At 65.8% G+C, this 16,591-nt stretch carries 15 protein-coding genes, 1 tRNA gene and 1 pseudogene; 8 read left to right on the top strand and 9 right to left on the bottom strand.

Annotated features, from left to right (window positions below):
- Nucleotides 1-11: 11 nt before the first annotated feature.
- Nucleotides 12-527 (top strand): metal-dependent hydrolase, encoded by a 516-nt coding sequence (locus tag DJ73_RS18680; RefSeq protein ID WP_094558731.1) that lies wholly within the window; start codon nt 12-14, stop codon nt 525-527.
- Between the two features lie 15 nt (nt 528-542).
- On the opposite strand, the gene DJ73_RS18675 is transcribed toward DJ73_RS18680, so the two are convergent.
- The 5 genes from DJ73_RS18675 to DJ73_RS18655 form a co-directional block, all read right to left on the bottom strand.
- On the bottom strand, nt 543-1,256 hold the full coding sequence (locus tag DJ73_RS18675) for a halocyanin domain-containing protein (protein WP_094558730.1): 714 nt from the start codon (nt 1,254-1,256) through the stop codon (nt 543-545).
- Nucleotides 1,257-1,365: 109 nt separating this feature from the next.
- A complete protein-coding gene (gene purF, locus DJ73_RS18670) occupies nt 1,366-2,865 on the bottom strand; it encodes an amidophosphoribosyltransferase (RefSeq protein WP_094522383.1) in 1,500 nt (499 codons plus the stop codon).
- 147 nt (nt 2,866-3,012) lie between these two features.
- A complete protein-coding gene (locus DJ73_RS18665; RefSeq protein WP_094522384.1) occupies nt 3,013-3,396 on the bottom strand; it encodes a DUF5820 family protein in 384 nt (127 codons plus the stop codon).
- Nucleotides 3,397-3,443: 47 nt separating this feature from the next.
- Complete coding sequence (gene rqcH / locus DJ73_RS18660) at nt 3,444-5,636, bottom strand: ribosome rescue protein RqcH (protein WP_094558729.1); 2,193 nt, start codon at nt 5,634-5,636, stop codon at nt 3,444-3,446.
- Between the two features lie 79 nt (nt 5,637-5,715).
- Nucleotides 5,716-7,464: a tRNA uridine(34) 5-carboxymethylaminomethyl modification radical SAM/GNAT enzyme Elp3 gene (locus tag DJ73_RS18655; protein ID WP_094522387.1), complete on the bottom strand. Its 1,749-nt coding sequence runs from the start codon at nt 7,462-7,464 to the stop codon at nt 5,716-5,718.
- An 87-nt stretch (nt 7,465-7,551) separates the two neighbouring features.
- Between DJ73_RS18655 and DJ73_RS18650 the strand changes: the two genes are divergently transcribed.
- Nucleotides 7,552-9,066 carry a DUF790 family protein gene (locus DJ73_RS18650; protein WP_094522389.1) on the top strand — a complete coding sequence of 505 codons (1,515 nt, stop codon included), beginning with the start codon at nt 7,552-7,554 and terminating at the stop codon, nt 9,064-9,066.
- Nucleotides 9,067-9,079: 13 nt separating this feature from the next.
- Here DJ73_RS18650 and DJ73_RS18645 read toward each other — a convergent pair whose 3' ends face one another.
- Together DJ73_RS18645 and DJ73_RS19960 are read right to left on the bottom strand one after the other, a co-directional pair.
- The gene (locus DJ73_RS18645) at nt 9,080-10,309 is read right to left on the bottom strand and encodes an RNA-guided endonuclease TnpB family protein (RefSeq protein WP_094558728.1); all 1,230 of its coding nucleotides are present in this window, start codon (nt 10,307-10,309) and stop codon (nt 9,080-9,082) included.
- Entirely contained in the window at nt 10,310-10,453 is a 144-nt protein-coding gene (locus tag DJ73_RS19960) for a DUF2080 family transposase-associated protein (RefSeq protein ID WP_141212994.1), read from the bottom strand.
- A 320-nt stretch (nt 10,454-10,773) separates the two neighbouring features.
- Here DJ73_RS19960 and DJ73_RS18640 point away from each other — a divergent pair, with 320 nt between their 5' ends.
- From DJ73_RS18640 to DJ73_RS19955, 4 genes and pseudogenes are all read left to right on the top strand, one after another.
- Nucleotides 10,774-11,307 (top strand): DoxX family protein, encoded by a 534-nt coding sequence (locus DJ73_RS18640; RefSeq protein ID WP_094522393.1) that lies wholly within the window; start codon nt 10,774-10,776, stop codon nt 11,305-11,307.
- Between the two features lie 113 nt (nt 11,308-11,420).
- Entirely contained in the window at nt 11,421-12,443 is a 1,023-nt protein-coding gene (locus DJ73_RS18635; RefSeq protein WP_094558727.1) for a site-specific integrase, read from the top strand.
- 168 nt (nt 12,444-12,611) lie between these two features.
- Nucleotides 12,612-12,692: pseudogene (locus tag DJ73_RS21405) on the top strand (rubredoxin-like domain-containing protein); the annotation flags it as partial.
- A 15-nt stretch (nt 12,693-12,707) separates the two neighbouring features.
- Complete coding sequence (locus DJ73_RS19955) at nt 12,708-12,947, top strand: hypothetical protein (RefSeq protein ID WP_141212993.1); 240 nt, start codon at nt 12,708-12,710, stop codon at nt 12,945-12,947.
- A 662-nt stretch (nt 12,948-13,609) separates the two neighbouring features.
- Here the strand turns inward: DJ73_RS19955 and DJ73_RS18630 are convergent.
- A tRNA-Ile gene (locus DJ73_RS18630) sits at nt 13,610-13,683 on the bottom strand.
- Between the two features lie 106 nt (nt 13,684-13,789).
- Complete coding sequence (locus tag DJ73_RS18625; RefSeq protein ID WP_094558726.1) at nt 13,790-14,452, bottom strand: FxsA family protein; 663 nt, start codon at nt 14,450-14,452, stop codon at nt 13,790-13,792.
- Nucleotides 14,453-14,572: 120 nt separating this feature from the next.
- On the opposite strand from DJ73_RS18625, the gene DJ73_RS18620 reads away from it, so the two are divergent.
- Both DJ73_RS18620 and DJ73_RS18615 read left to right on the top strand, forming a co-directional pair.
- Entirely contained in the window at nt 14,573-15,292 is a 720-nt protein-coding gene (locus tag DJ73_RS18620) for a DUF1405 domain-containing protein (protein ID WP_094526291.1), read from the top strand.
- A 52-nt stretch (nt 15,293-15,344) separates the two neighbouring features.
- A complete protein-coding gene (locus DJ73_RS18615) occupies nt 15,345-16,391 on the top strand; it encodes a hypothetical protein (protein ID WP_094558725.1) in 1,047 nt (348 codons plus the stop codon).
- Nucleotides 16,392-16,591: the final 200 nt, after the last annotated feature.

Below are 16,591 nucleotides of genomic sequence, written 5' to 3'. Positions count from 1 at the left end.
TACGAACCGTCGTGCTGTTCGCGACTCACCTCCTCGTCGCCGCCGGCCTCGGGTGGCTGTCGGGACACCCGCGCCTCCGGCGGTACCTCGGCGGTTCGCCGCCGCTCTCCGTGTGGTGGGTCTTCGCCGGCGCCGCGCTCCCGGACGTCGTCGACAAGCCGCTCGGCGCGCTCGGCGTCTTCGACGTCTACCAGTCGGTCGGCCACTCCGCGCTGCTCGTGCCGCTCGCCGCGCTCGTCGCCGTCGCCGCGAGGCGCCGCGGCCTCGCGGTCGCGGTCGGCTGGGGCTCTCACCTCGCGCTCGACGCGCTCCACATGGTCGTGAACGGGCGGCCGGGCGACGCGGCGTTCCTCGGGTGGCCGCTCCTCACGCGGTCCGACCCGCTCGCGATCCCGCCGGGCGAGTTCGCGCTGTTCTACGTCGGAACCCCCTCCTTCTTCCTCGAAGCGGCGCTGTGGCTGGCGGCCGTCTCACTGGTGTTGCGGTCGCGGGTCGCCGTCGGCACCGACCGGGAAAACGGTCGGTGAGACCGGTCCGGCCGCCTACCCGTCGTCGTTCGCCATCCGGTGGGCCGCGTAGAAGAGCGGGACGAGCAGCGCACCGGCGAACCCGAAGCCGAGCGCGAGCGCGCCGATGTCGCCCGCGCTGAGGACGCGGCCGGCGCTCCCGCCGTCGTCGCCGTCGCCTCCGTCGCCACCGCTTCCGCCGTCGCCTCCGTCGCCACCGCTTCCCCCGCCTCCGCCGTCACCGCTCCCACCGTCGCCGCCGGCGTCGGGCTGGACAAGGTCGTCGTCGACGGAGCCGACCGCGACGGAGCCCTTCATGCCGACCGCCTCGTGCGGCACGCAGAGGTACTTGAGCGTGTCGCCGTCGGACGCGTCGTCGAACGTGTACTCGAAGGTGGTCCCCGCCTCGCTGACGGTCTCGCCGCTGTCGAACGTCCCGTCCTCGGCGACGACGTTGTGCGCGCCGCCCTCGCCGGTCCACTCCCAGACGACGGTCGTTCCGGGGTCGATCAGGATCGCGGCCGGACCGAACCTGAGCCCGTTGACCGCGCCGACGTCGACGGTGACCTCGTCCTGTCCGGTGTAGTCGTGCGTCCCGTCGTAGTTGTCCACGTCGTCGAGCCAGCCGCCGTACTGGGCGGCGGCGGTCCCGGAACCGGCGGCGAGGCCGGTCGCGGCGGCGGCGCCTGCGGCGCCGACCCTGAACAGCCCGCGGCGGCTCATCGTCGCGTCGTCGGCGTCGGATGTCATACCTGTACCTCCCAGCGTGGGCGTATTTAAATTCCCGATTCCCGACTCGCGACGTGAGAACGGGAGGCGGCGACGGGGCGAGTCGTCGGGAACCGAGGTCGGAGCCCGATCAGTCGTCCGCCGGCGTCGGGTCGGGCGTGACGGGGTCGAGGTCGCGGTCGCTCTCCTCGCCCTCGACGTCGAAGGGGTACTCGCCGGTGACGCAGCCGAGACAGAGGTCCGCGCGGCTCTCGCCGAGCGCCTCGGAGACGGCGTCGATCGAGAGGTACGAGAGGGAGTCGGCGCCGACCTCCTGTCGAATCTCCTCGGTGGAGGCGTCGGCGGCGATCAGCTCCTCGCGGGTCGCCATATCGATCCCGAAGTAACAGGGCGCGACGATCGCCGGCGCGCCGATCCGGAGGTGGACCTCCTCGGCGCCGGCTTCGCGGACGAGCTCGACCAGCTGCGTCGAGGTCGTTCCCCGGACGATGGAGTCGTCGATGATGGTGACCGACTTCCCCTCCACGGTCGATTTGATCGGGTTGAGCTTCAGCCGGACCGCGCGCTCGCGCTCGTCCTGCGTCGGCATGATGAACGTGCGCCCGACGTACCGGTTCTTCATCAGCCCCTCGGCGAACTCGATACCGGCGTCGTTCTCCGGACGGGCCTCGCCGTCGGCGGTCGTCTCGCCGGCCGCGTCGGCGTAGCCGGAGGCGAACGCCCGGCCGGAGTCGGGGACCGGCATCACGACGTCGGCCTCGACGCCGGACTCCTCCCAGAGCTTCCGCCCGAGCTTGCGGCGGACCTCGTACACGAGGTTCTCGTCGATGACCGAGTCGGGGCGCGCGAAGTAGACGTGTTCGAAGAAGCAGTGCGCGGTCGACTCGCGCTCGACCAGCTGGTAGGTGTCGTACCCCGCGCCGTCGGGGTCGAGGACGACGAGTTCGCCCGGGCGCACGTCCCGGATCAGCTCCCCGTCGAGCGTGTCGATGGCGGCCGACTCGCTGGCGAGCACGTATCCGCCGTCCACTTTCCCCAGACACAGGGGACGGTTCCCGAGGGGGTCGCGCACGCCGAGGACGGTGTCGTCGTGGGTGATCGCCAGCGAGTAGGAGCCGTGGATGCGGTTCATCGTGTGTTTGACGGCGCGCACGAGGTCCTCCTCCAAGAGGTTGCGCGCGAGGTCGTGGGCGATCACCTCGGTGTCGCCGTCGGAGGTGAACGCGTGGCCGGCCGCCGCGAGCTCCTCGCGCACCTCGTCGGCGTTCACGAGGTTCCCGTTGTGCGAGAGCCCGAGCGAGCCGGACTTGAAGGAGACGGAGAACGGCTGTGCGCAGCTCTTGTCGAGGCTCCCGGCGGTCGGGTACCGGACGTGACCGATGCCGGTGCCGCCCGACAGCGACGCCAGGTCCCCCTCCTCGAACGCGTCCCCGACGAGCCCGCGCTCGACGTGGCTGTGCTGTTGGAACCCGTCGTGCGTGACGATCCCAGCGGACTCCTGCCCGCGGTGTTGGAGCGCGTACAGCGCGTAGTACAGCGGCCGCGCGGCCTCGCGGTCAGCGAGCGAGATGCCGACGACCCCGCACTTCTCTCGCGGCTCGTCAGCGGTGTGGTCCCCACCGGCGTTCATGTACGCGACGGTGGGGCGTGAGGCGATAAAAATCCTCGTGTTCGTGGTGCTATCGAGGTTTACGACGGGGTATATATGCACAAACGCGGATCGGGTCCGGCGAAGTCGCCGACCGGCCGGTCGGCTCACCTCCCGTCGACGTCGCGCTCACTCCCCCTCGATCAGCTCGTCTAATCGCTCGAAGTACGCCTCCCGCGGCACCTGGTAAGCGGCGCGGTAGTCGACGTCGCCGGCGGCGAACCGCTCCGCGACCGCGACGGCCGCGGCCGCGCCCGACTCGCGGTCGTCGCGGGTCTCCGAGACCGCCTCGACCTCGGGCTCCAAGAAGAGCACGACGTGCCACTCGTCGGTCGCGTACTGGCCGGATCCGGGGCGGGCCGTCCGCGCGCCGTTCGTGAGGTAGATGGTCGGCATGCACTCCGCGGGGAGGTCGTCGCCGTCGAACACGTCGGGCCGGTAGACGAGGATCGCCCGTCCGCTCGGCTCCTCGTTCCACACCCGCCAGCCGTCCGGCAGCGCCTCGAAGCTCATGGGCGGAGTCGGAGGCGGAGGCTTGAAAGGATCGCGCTCCGGTCCGCCTAGTCGACGATGTCGGAGCCGCCCGGCGGGAGGAACTCCTGAAGCTGGTCCGCGCTCGCCACCTTGCGGACGAACGACTGGTCCGCGAACCGCCCCTTCAGCTCGCGGTACACCATCATCGCGGCGTCGTTCTGGGCGTACATCCCCGGCTCCAGCGTGACGCTCGTCGCCGCGCGGTCGACGATCGCCGACGGCGGCCCGCCGATGGCCTGCGTGACGGGCTCGCACTGAACGCCGACGGCGATCCGGCAGGGGACATCCTCGAAGTAGGTCCGGTCGCCGCGGATCACGAAGCTCCCCTTCTCGATGTACTCGCCGCTCTCTGGGGTCTTCGATACCTGATCCGGCTCGACCATGTACGCGTCGCCCGCGCCGCGACCGTCCTTCCAGTCCGAGGAGTACGAGACGGCGAACTGCGCGACCTCCCGCAGCGTCTCCTCGGAGAAGTCGACCGGGTCCGCGGACTCGGAGGGCCCCGCGGCCTTCAGCAGGGTCACGGGCCCGCCGTGCGCCTGCGTGTGGAAGAACCGGTCGTGTTTGCCCATGTACTTCTTGACGAGCTCCTCGTTCTGGTCGGCGTTGCGCCCGCCGATGACGAGGTAGCCGGTCGAGGTGTGGAACCACCGGAAGCGGTCGTACCAGTCGTCGGGGCTCCGGATCGGGATAGAGGCGCGTGAGAGCCAGTCGGTCTCGTACGCCTCGTCGTCGTCTCCCTCGTCGCCGTCGCTTCCGCCGTCCCCGTCGTCCGCCGCCTGCTCCGCCTCCCACTCCGCCTTGCGCTCCTTGACGGCCTCCAGCTCGCGGCGCGTCGACTCGATCGCCTCCATCGCGCCCTCCTTCTTCCCCTCGATCCGCTTCGCCTCCTGGTAGAGCCGGTCGGCGTTGACCTCGACGCCGGCGCTCGCGTCGAGTTCGACTCGGACCGCGTCGACGCCCTCGCCGTCGTCGCTCCCGGCCTCGAGCTCGACCGTCACGGTCCCCTCGCCGCCGTCGACGTCGACCACGGCCTCGGCCGCCGGGATCCCGCGCTCCGCGCCCGCGTCGAGCGTCTCGGCGATCTCGTCCCACGGGACCTCGCTCTTGCGAGCCTCCTGAACCGTCGAGAGCACCTCGTCGACGAGGTCGTAGTTCGCGTACAGGAGTTCGGCGCGCTCGCGCTCCGCCTCGGCCTGCTCCTCGAACCCCTCGATCGCCCCCTCCTGCTGTTCGATGATCCGCTCCTGTTTGGCGATCTCCTCCTCGAAGTCGGGCCGGGAGGCCTTCGCGTCCGCCGGGGCCTCGCCCTCGCCGGTGTCGTCGCGGTCGAGCCGGTAGAAGTACTCGTCGACGGCGGCGTTGAACGAGTCGAAGCCGACGCTCGGGAGCCCCTCGTGCTCCGAGAGGGGGAACGGCGTGACGTCGACGACGCGGGGGTCGCGGTCGTCCGCCTCGCTTTCGGACAGCTCCTCCTCGTACACGCGCGGGTCGACGTCGCCGGAGCGGAGCCGGTCGCCGATCCGTTCGAGCGCCTCGTGGAGCGCGCGGAGCTGGTCGTCGGTCGCCTCGTCGATGGGCGTCTCCTTCTCGACGCCCGCGCGCGTGCACACCTCCTCGGCGTATAGCCCGCCGAGGTTGAGCTGCGTGGCGAGGGTCCGCACCACGTCGCTGTCGGACTCGCGCATGTTCCTTTTAAACCCGCCGAGGCTCACGTCGAGGGGGTTGAGCCGCGACGCGGGGTACTCGTACTGCGAGCCGGGCGCGACCGTCCGGGACTTGAGCCGGACCGTCGACAGCGAGCCGACGACCTCGCCGGTCTCGTCGAGGGCGGCGACGTTGCCCTGGCCGAACAGCTCTGCGACGAGCGTCGTGTTCTCGTCCTCGCGCTCGAACTCGAAGGTGAGGATCCGGTCGAACTCGTACTGCTCGACGCCCGCGAAATCGGCGCCAGACATGCGGTTACGCAGCATCTTCGCGAAGTTCGGCGGGCGACCGGGGGCGTCGGCGACGTGCTCCGCGTCCGCGACGTGGGCGCGCTTCACGTCGCCCACCTCGATCATCAGCTCGACGCGGCCGCGGTCGAAGTCGCGGAGCTTCAGCCGGAGCAGGTCGTCGTCGTAGAGGTACGCCTTGTCGACCTTCGCGCCCTCGTACCGATTGAGCTCGGTGACGAGGGCCGCGAGGTCGATGCTCGACAGCTCCCGCTTCTGGTCCATACACGACAGAGACTCGCGGGCCGGAAAAAGGCGTGTCGTTGTGGGTGCGGTCGGGCGAGCGAGTCCGACCGAGTCGGCCTCACAGCCGCTTCGACACGTACGGCCCGTCCTGGTGGTAGCCGAGCTTGTCCCGGTAGTACTCCCGGGCGCCGATTCCGGAGATGACGGCCATCTTGCGGTAGCCGGCGTCGCGGGCGAGCTCCTCGGCGCGTTCGAGGAGCCTGGTGCCGTACCCCTTGTGTTGCCAGTCGCCGTCGCCGCCGATGGCGACCTCGGTGCCGTACACGTGGAGCTCGCGGATCAGCGCCGCGTCCTCCAGCTCCCGGCGGATCGCGTCGTCCTCGGTGCCGGGCGCGCCGGGCTGGTCGGGCGCGAACGAGGGGAACCGCAGGCGGCAGAACCCGACGAGCAGGTCGCGGACGGGGTCCTCGAAGGAGATGAAGTGTTCCGTCCCGCCGCCGGCCTCGTACGTCATCACGTCGAGTTCGACGTCGTCGGGGTCCGGGTCGGCGTCGTTGTGACCGACCTCGCGGGCGCGGATGTCGCGCTGGACGATCCCCTTCTCCTCGGCGCGCTGATCGGCCAGCTGTCGGAGGTTCGACTTCCAGACGCCGCCCTCGATGAAGTCGGCGGGGATGTCGCGCTGGACGCGCTGGAGCCGGGTGTACTTCGGGACGTGGTCCATCGCCTCGGCGACGACGTCGGCCGCCTCCTCGTTCGTGAGGGGGTCGAACTCCTCGCGGCGCCACCGGTCGTACACCCGAGTCCCCTCGACGACGAGCGTCGGGTAGATTTTCAGGTAGTCGGGGCGCCAGTCCGGGTTCTCGAAGATCTGTCGGAAGTCCTCGATACACATCTCCCGCGTCATCCCCGGCTGTCCGGGCATCATGTGGAACCCCACCTTGAACGCCGCGTCGCGCAGGCGACGGTTCGCGTTGCGGGAGGCCTCGTTTCCGTGCCCGCGGTGCATCTCGCGGTTGATCCGCTCGTAGGTGGTCTGGACGCCGACCTCGACTTTGGTGCCGCCCAGGTCGAGCATCCGGTCGATCTGCTCGGGGTCGCACCAGTCGGGCTTCGTCTCGAACGTCGTCCCGATGTTGCGGATCGCGTTCGTCTCGTTCTCCGCGATCACGTCTTCGAGGTACTCGAACTCGGTCTCCTCGGGAGCGGGCGCGAACGACTCGCCCTCGGCCGGCTCCGGCTCCTCGTCCAGGTCGTAGTCGTTCATCGCCTGCAGGGCGCGCTTCACGAACCACTCCTGGTAGTCGTGCGAGCGCGCGGTCATCGTCCCGCCCATCAGGATGAGCTCCACCTTGTCGACCGGGTGACCGATCTTCCGGAGCTGTTCGAGCCGGAGCGTGACCTGCCCGTACGGGTCGTAATCGTTCTGCTCTCCGCGGGCCGCGGCGGGCTCGTGACCCGTGTACGACTGCGCCGAGGAGAACTCCGAGGCCGGTCCGCCGGGGCAGTAGAGGCACTTCCCGTGCGGACAGAGCTTCGGCGAGGTCATGATGGCGACCGGCGAGACGCCGGACGCGGTCCGGACCGGCTTCCGCTGGACCACCTCGATCACGTCGTCGCGCGCCTCGAAGGGCGCGTGGTCCAATATGTCGGTGTTCTTCGGGACCTTCGGGGACGAGAACTTCGAGCAGGCGTCGAGCTTGGCGGACTCGAGGTCGTCGCGGTCGATCTCGCCCGCGAGGATCCGGTCGACGAGGTGTTCGCAGGTGCGGACGAACGCCTCTGGCTCGTCGCCGTCGGAGTTCCCGCCTCCGTCGTCACCCCCCTCGCCGCCGGCGTCCGCGTCACTCGCCGCGTCGGTACTCATTACGCTCCGATCGACGGGTTTCGGAGTTAAGCGTGTCGCACCGCGGGAACCGGCCGGTTTTAGGCCGACCCGGGCGTAGCCGCCGCCGTGTTACGCAAGGACCTCCTGCGCGTCTCGCGGGCCGGCGGTGGATACCGCCCGCGCTTTACGGGTCGCGAGCACCGCCCGCTCGCGGCCCGGGTGCTCGGGACGTTCGAGTCCCACGTCGGGGAGCGCCGCGGCGACCTCGACGACGCGCTGGCGGCGCTGGAGGCCGACGCCGGCGACTCCGGCGGCGACTTCAAGCTCGTCCGCGGGCTCGCGGCCCTGATCGAGCGCGAGTGCGACTTCGAGACGCGGGCGCCGGTCCCGCCGCGCCGCGTCCGGCGGGCCGCGTTCGAGGCGGCGGAGGCGGTCGGCGTCGCGAGCGAGGCGGAGCGGGAGACCGCGGTCGACCGAGCCGCCGACGCGCTGGGGATCGAGCCGGGCGACGTGGAGGTGTCGCTCTACGCCGACCGCGACGTCAACGAGGTCCTCGTCGACGCCGACGTGCGGTGGGGGCCGGACTCCCTGTTGGAGCAGTACGACCTCTCGCTGGCGCAGACCGCCCTCTTCGACGCGACCGAGGTCCGGATCCGGTCGAACGACCCGAAGCGGCTCGTCTCGGCGGTGAAGCGGCTCCGGCTGATGTACGAGCTGGAGAAGACGCCCGAGGGGCGGGAGCTCGTCGTCACCGGCCCCGACACCCTCTTTTCGCGCACCCGGCGATACGGGACCGCCTTCGCGCGGCTCCTCCGGACCGTCGCGGAGTCCGCGGAGTGGTCGCTGGAGGCGACGATCGACGACCGCGGCCGCGAGCGCACCATGCGCCTCTCCGACGGCGACGTGACGGTGCCGGGCGTCGAGCCGGTCGCGGAGCCGTCGTTCGACAGCGGGGTCGAGGCCGACTTCGCCGGGCGGTTCCGCGGGCTCGACCTCGACTGGTCGCTCGTGCGGGAGCCGGAACCGCTCGAAACGGGGACGCGCGTGATGATCCCCGACTTCGCGTTCGACTACGATCACGCCGACTTCCGGCTGTTCTTCGAGGTGATGGGCTTCTGGACCCCCGAGTACGTCGAGAAGAAGCTCGGCCAGCTCGCAGACGTCGAGGACGTGGACCTGCTGGTCGCGGTCGACGAGAGCCTCGGCGTCGGCGAGGCGGTCGCGGCGCGCGACCACCGCGTCGTGACCTACTCCGGCACCGTCCGCGTGAAGGAGGTCGTCGACGTGCTCCGCGAGTACGAGGCCGAGTTCGTCGCGGACGCGGCGGCCGATCTCCCGGACTCGTTCGAGCCCGAGGACGACGTGCTCACGCTGACCGACCTCGCCGACCGATACGGGGTGAGCGTGGCGGCGGTGGAGGACGGCCCGTTCCCGGAGCACGAGCTCGTGGGGCGGACGCTGGTCAGGCCGGCGGTCCTGGAGCGGATCGGCGACGAGGTGGCGGACGGGGTCCCGCTGGCGGAGGCGGAGACGGTGTTCGACGGGTACGGTATCGACGACGCGAGCGCGACCCTCTCCGCGCTCGGGTACCGAGTCGAGTGGGAGGGACTCGGCGGCGGAACGGTCCGGAGAAAGGAGTGACTTCCTCCCCACCCTACTCGCTCACCGCTGACGCGGTTCGCTCCTTGAGGGTGGGGCTTCCTGCTTCCATGACGCGCTTTGCAGACACCGAATCGGTGTCCGTAGGGAGCGCAGTCTCCACAGGCGTTGATTCGGGACAGCCCGCCCCTATTTGTTCGAGACCGAGAGAAAGAATGTTCCACGACGCATTCGCGTCTCTGTCCGCCGCGAATCCACACGACGGACACGAATGCTCGCGTACCCACAACGGCTTGTCCGTCTCGACACCACACGACGCACACTCTTTCGTCGTTCCTCGGGGGTCCACGGCGACGAACTGCGTCCCTTCCCGTTCGCACTTGTATTCGAGCATCCGCAGGAACGTCCCCCACGAGGCTCCGGCCCGATTCCGAGAGTTGCCCGGTAGTTCGACCAGTCCCTTCGCGTCCAAGTCCTCGACCGCTACAAGGTCGTATTCGCTGGCGTAGTACCCCGAGAGTTTGTGCAAGAAGTCACGTCGCTTGCGTTTCAGCTCGGCGTGGCGTCGAGCGACCGTCTTGCGTTGTTCCTCCCAATTGTTCGAGCCGTGTTTCTTCCGCGAGAGGTTACGTTGAGCGCGTTCCAATCGCTCGCGTTCATCGGAAAGGTCCGGCGACTTGACGGCGATTCCGTCGCTGTCGTGGACGTATTTCAGGATACCCACGTCGATGCCAACTGCGTCAGTCACTTCGTCGGGCTTCTCGGGAGGGTCGTCAGGGGTTTCGACGCCGAGGATGGCGTACCACTTGCCGGTGGGTTCGCGTTTGATCGTGACGGTCTTGATAGTGGCATCGTCAGGCAGGTCACGGTGGAATGTGATGGGAATGTCACCAATCTTTGAGAGCCACAGTCGCGTCCGACCACTCGTGTTTTTGAGTTTGAAGCCGGATTGACTGTAGGTGAACGATTGGTACTCTCCCGGTGCTTTCCACTTCAACTCACCGACGTTGTAGCCGTTTTTCTTCCGGCCTTTGAGCGTCGAGAGGTTGTCGTACAACCGCTGGACGACTTTCTGTAACGCCTTCGAGTGAACGTCTCGTAGGTCGGTCCACCAGTCTTTCAAGTCCGGCAGACGCTTCTGCTCGGAGTACGAGGACGTATCGTCGCGTCGGTTGAGTCGGTGGAGGAAATGGTTGTAGACCTGCCTACAGGTATCGACAGTCCACGCTAACCGCCCGCGGAGGTCGTCGAACGGGTTCAGCCGATACCTGTAGTTGTAGTTCATCTATTCGTCGGTAGGGTCGGATGTACGGACGATTTTCACGTCCGCGCCACGCCATCGTTTCGGGACGTAGACGTGAGCGCCGTTGCCGGTGGCTTTCACGTCGCCGTCCACGACTTCGTGGCCGTTGATTGTGAACTGATTCATGTACGATGTAGATACATTATCGGGACGTATAAACACTTTGGTGGGCCTGTGGACCGGTCGTTGCAGAGTGTCTGTGAGACGATGACGGCGTGGACGAATCGCGGAGCGATTCGTTCGCACACCAGAAATCTGCGATTTCTGGGGACGCTGTATCCCCGCCCTACTGCGCTACTCGGTCGCTTCGCTCCCTGCGTTGCTCCCTGAGGACGGGGCATTAGCGCCTGAATTTTAGGTAAAGCGCCGATCGCGGATTACTCTGGGCTGAAAATGAGACTGATTTTATATATTTCGGTAAGGTAATTGTCCGGTTGGAGCACGCTATGGTCACCAACATCCAGACGCGGCTGCTCGGTAGAGACGTATCGTTCCCGGTCGAGGAGTCACGGTTCGCCTACTGGCTCGTCGTGATGCGGCTGATCGTCGGCTGGTGGTTCCTCCACGCGGGGCTCGACAAGTTCTTAGCCTGGCCGTTCGACGCGAGTTGGTTCGTGGGCGGCGCCGCGGCGGGGACCAGCCTCGCTCCGATTGTCACGCTGTTCTCCGACGGAATCATGCTGTCGTTCGTCAACGTCATGGTCCCGCTCGGGCAGACGCTGATCGGGCTCGGCTTAATCGTCGGCGCACTGACGCGGCTGGCCGCGTTCTTCGGCGCGTTCCTGATGACGTTCTTCTACTTCATCAACGGCGAGACCGGCGGCTGGGCCCACGGCGTGATCACCGGCGACCTCCTGGGGCTGCTGATCTTCGCGATGATCGCCACGCTCGGCGCCGGCCGCGTGCTCGGCGTCGACGCGTACCTCGCGAAGACGGAGTTCGTCAGGAACCACCCGCGGATGCGGTACTTGATCGGCTAACACGGATTTGAACGCGTGGACCTCGCCGCCTTCGGGCGGTTTCACCGCCCTCGGCGGCACCGCACCGCCCATCGGTTACCACCTGAAGGTGCTCGTCCTGCGATTGAGCAATCATGAGTGAGCAAGACCTGATCGAAATTGAAGTGGATAGCGCTTTGGAAATGTACCTCGAACAACGCCAACCAGAAGTTTCGGACTCTACGCTCCAAGCTCACCGCTACCGGCTTGGTCATTTCGTGGAGTGGTGCGAGAACGTCGCGGAGATCGACAATCTGAACAACTTGACTGGTCGCGACCTCCAACAGTACAAAATCTGGCGACGTGAAGACGGTGACTTGAACAACGTCTCGCTGGTGACGCAGCTCTCCACGCTCCGTGTCTTCATCAGATGGTGTGAGGACATCGATGCTGTAGAACCCGGTACTCACGACAAGATCTTGATGCCGTCGTTGAGCAAGAACGAGGACCGAAGAACGATTACACTCGGGAAGGGCGCCGCAGAACAGCTTATCGAGTACCTCCGGCAGTTCAAATTCGCATCTCGGACACACGCTCTCGTAGAGCTACTGTGGCATACAGGGATGCGGATAGGTGCTGCCCACGCCCTCGACATAGATGATTACAACCCTGAAGAGCAGTATGTCGAGCTTCATCATCGTCCTGAATCGGAAACTCGGCTGAAAAACAAGGAAGCCGGTGAACGGTACGTCGCCTTGAGTTCCGAAGTGTGTGATGCGCTGGATTCGTATCTCAAGTACGAACGCGAGAAGGCCCCTGACGACTACGACAGACAACCATTATTCACATCTCGACACGGACGCCCGGCAAAATCCTCACTCCGAGATAGTATCTATCGAATCACCCGTCCCTGCCAATACACAGGAGAGTGTCCTCACGACCGCGAGATTGACTCCTGTGAGGCGATGGAGAATAACAAGGCGAGTACCTGTCCATCGAGCGTGAGTCCCCACGCGATACGTCGTGGGTCAATCACCTACCACTTGTCGGAAGACGTACCGGAAAAGGTCGTTAGCGACCGGATGAATGTGAGTCTGGACGTGCTTGAGAAGCACTATGACCGTCGTACGGAGCGGAAAAAGTCTGAACAGAGGAGAGGTTATACTGACGAATTGTAAAATATTTGTGGTGTGATATATTTCGAACGGTAACAGATGTTAGTAGTCACCCGAATTTAGAACAGACATTCAGCAGGTGGGAACAGTTGATTCAGCATATTGTTTTGACAAACAATCGAAAAATATAGTATTTCAGACCTACATGATTAGAACAGATAAGTTCTAGATATGCCTGACACATTTCAGTTTCAATGCCAAAACTGTGGACACGTAGCAGAGCGGCCACAGAATCCTCGCAAATGCCCTTCGTGTGGTGAAACAGTAATGCGGCCTGTAGAACTATCTGAACCGGGGAGCAGTAATAATAGCTTAGAAACTGAGGAGTTTGATGTAGATTCTGCTCTTTCTGAGTTGGAAGAAATGACATCATCAAGCTCGAAAGAAACGACAAAAAATATTTCTAATTCAGAGAATCAAAAGAAAAATCGGCAACAATCTCAATCCGGATCGTCAGCAAATCAAGACGAAGATGGAGTTTTCGCTTGGCTGAAATCGCTGTTCTAATTTGATACTTATAATAACACTCGTTTCCAAAGATTTCCTATGTCTGAAGCAGATTTACAGTTGTTTTTATCATATGTCGTTATAATACTCACCTCGTCATTTTTGATTAGTATTGGCAGCCGATTCGTTGAGACAGTTTCTGACTGAACAGTTGAAACACATCTCGGTGGAGGATTTGTTGCTGGATTATACACGGGATATGAACTTGATCCGGATGCGATGATCCTACGTGAATTTGTAAATCTAACAGCAATACTTGGGAAACCCTTTCTATCATTCGTGCTGACTTCATTATCTATACTTTCGGTAATTGAAATTTTGTTCGGTCTGTTATATACCTTAGAAAAACGAAGCAAAAGTGGTCTATTCGGACACCTGTTGGTAATCTGTTCTGGCTATCTATTTCCGAGAACCTCACGAGTAGCGATCTTTGTGTTCTTGTTTGGGATATTTTCCTTTGTGTACTCTAAAGAATCTGGATTCTGAAACCCGGAAGGTGCGCGGCCAACCGATAGTCCACGACGTAGGGAGGGCGCGTGGATGCTACGGTCGAACCCGACTGCGACAGAGAGTTCTAACTATCGAGAGTTAGAACGGAATTAGGTGGCTGGGGAGGAGACAGCCCCTAACACGCCACGACAGAGCATCGTGGGCGCTGTGAGTGGGCCAACACGGATTTGAACCGTGGACCTCCCGGTTATCAGCCGAGCGCTCAACCTGACTGAGCTATTGGCCCAGGTGAGCGCATTCAAGCGTTGCGCGGGTAGGATTTTAAGGGTTTCCTTTCACCACTCCTCCGCCGTCTCGCGGTTTCGGCGTCCCGAGCCGCGACCGTCTCGCGGTCAGTCGGTTCGGTCGGACTTCTCGTCTTCGACCGTGAAATCGACATCGACCACGTCGTCGGCGTGATCCGGATCGTCGAAGCGGTCACCGCCGTCGCCTCCCGCTCCGCCGGCGCCGCTCGCGCCGGGGAAGTCGTCGGGGTCGTCGCCGGGGGTGTCGCCGGCGGCGTCGCCGTCGAATCCGTTACCGCCGAATCCTCCGCCGCCGCCCATCGTGAAGCCGCCGCCGCTGGCGCCGTCGCCGGGGAATCCCCCGATGTACACGTTCCCGGAGGCGAAGCCGCCGGTCTCGCTGTCGAGGTACGGCACCACGACGTACTTCTTGAGCGCCATCCGAATCGGGACTCGGGACAGCGGGAGCGCGAGCAGGAAGCCGACCGCGTCCGTCACGAGCCCGGGCGTGAGCAGGAACGCGCCGGCGGCGATCAGCAGGCCGCCGTCGAGCAGTTCGTCGGTCGGGGGCTCACCGCGAGCCAGCTTGCGCTGGACGCGCGCGAGCGTCGCCCGCCCCTCGGCGCGCAAGAGGAGCATGCCGAGGACGGCGGTCAGCACGACCAGCGCGACCGTGACCGCCCACCCCAGCCGCGTCGCGACCACGATCAGGAACAGCGCGTCCACGAGGGGGACGACGAGCAGCAGCGCGAGCAGCGTGCGCGGGCGCATACCACGAGCGTTCCGGCCGGGGACTCATAGCCCTTTTCGTCCGGTCGACGGCCGACGGCGTCGCCCGGGCTCGCGATCCGCGACCGCCACGGCTTTGACAGGCGGGTCCGACCCGAGCGTATGGACATCGTCGGCGCGCTCGGACGCGAGCCCCCGGAGCGCGAGTCGCTGCCGCGGTGGGTCGCGCCGCTGCCGGAGGCGCTGGAGGACGTCGCCTTCCGGTTCGCGTGGGTCATCGTCGCGATCAACCTCGTCGGCACCGCGTTCGGCTTCTGGTACTACCGGTTCCAGTTCCGGGAGATCCCGGCCGAGATGTGGGCGTTCGTCCCGGACAGCCCCGGGGCGACGCTGCTCATCGCCCTCGCGCTCGCGGCGTGGGCCGTCGGCCGGTCGAGCGACACCCTCTCGACGCTCGCGTTCTTCGGCAACGTCAAACTCGGGCTGTGGACCCCGTACGTGCTCGTCGTCTTCGCGCCGCGGTTCGTCGAGACGTCGGGGGTCCCACTGTACGCGTTCCTCCTCGTGAGTCACCTCGGAATGGTGGTGCAGGCGTTCGTCCTCTACCGGATCACGGACTTCCCGCCGAAGGCGGTCGCCGTCGCGACCGCGTGGTACACCGTCGACCTCCTGATGGACTACTTCGTCCCCGTCACCGGCGGCGTGACGCACACCTCGCTTCCGTACGCCGACGCGACGCCGTGGTTCACCACCACCGTGCTACAGGTCGCGGCCGCCGGCGCGGTCGCGCTCACCGTGATCCCGCTGTTCTGGACGCTGGGCACGCACGTCGAGACGCTCCGGGCGCGGTACGAACGCGACGGCGACGGCGCGCGGCCCTGACGGCGGCCCTCCGCGTCCCTGATTTAAGTTCTCCGGGGGCGTCTGACGACCCATGAGCGCCTACGAGCGGATCGCGGAGCTGTCCGTGACGATCGAGTCGGTGGACCGGCGCCGATACACCGGGGCCACGACCAGCGGGTTCGAGCGCACCACGACCGAGTTCCGGCTCACCGGCGACGGCGTCGTCGGCCGCGGCGAGGACGTGACCTACGAGGCCGAGGACCACGCGGCCCTCGTCGGGACCGACCCCATCGACATCGAGGGCGAGTGGACGATCGAGGAGCTCTCCGCTCGGCTCGACGACGAGGACCTGTTCGCCCATGAGCCGCCCACGCGCGAGTACTTCCGGAACTACCGCCGGTGGGCCGTAGAGAGCGCCGCGCTCGACCTAGCGCTCCGACAGCGTGACGAGTCGCTCGGCGAGTACCTCGGGATCGAACCGGACCCGGTCCGGTTCGTCGTCTCCACCCGGCTCGGCGAGCCGCCGACGACCGACCGCGTCGAGGAGTTACTCGCGCTCGACGACGACTTGGAGTTCAAGCTCGACCCGACTCCGGACTGGCCCGAGGAGGCGTTCGTCGCGCTCAGGGAGACCGACGCGGTTCGGATCCTCGACCTGAAGGGCTGGTACGAGGACACCGACGTGGACGTCGAGGCCGACCCGGAGCTGTACCGCGACGTGTTCGCCGCGTTCCCCGCCGCGATCGTCGAGGACCCGGCGTTCACGCCGCAGACCAGTCCGCTCGTCGAGCCGCAGGCCGACCGGCTCTCCTTCGACTACCCGATCTACGGCGTCGAGAGCCTCGAATCGCTCCCGGTTGAGCCCGGCTGGTGTAACATCAAACCCTCGCGGTTCGGCACCCTCGAATCCCTGTTCGAGACGATCGCGTACTGCGAGGAGCGCGGCATCGACTGCTACGGCGGCGGTCAGTTCGAACTGGCCAGCGGGCGGACCGCAATACAGACGCTCGCCGCGCTGTTCTACCCCGACACCCCGAACGACGTCGCTCCCCGCGAGTTCAACGACCCCGAGTCGTCGCCGCCGTACCCGATGAGCCCGCTCCGGCCCCACCGCGACGCGGTCGGCTTCGAGTTCTGAGGCGGTACTATCTCGGCCGAATGTCGGTCTCGACCATTTATAAATAGAAGTGGAATTGCGGTGGCGCGTGCCTCCGAGCGCCCGCAGGGTGCGAGGAGCACGCGCGAGGGAGTCGCTGGCGCCGCCGGCGCCAGCGACAGGGCGAGAGCAAAGCTCTCGCTTGCAACCGGCGCGTAGCGCCGGTGACGAGGCTGGGGAGG

This window comes from Halorubrum sp. Ea1 (assembly GCF_002252965.1).
GTDB lineage: Archaea > Halobacteriota > Halobacteria > Halobacteriales > Haloferacaceae > Halorubrum.
The sequence above is the reverse complement of the archived record's forward strand: the minus strand, read 5'-3'. Positions and strand labels throughout refer to the sequence as shown.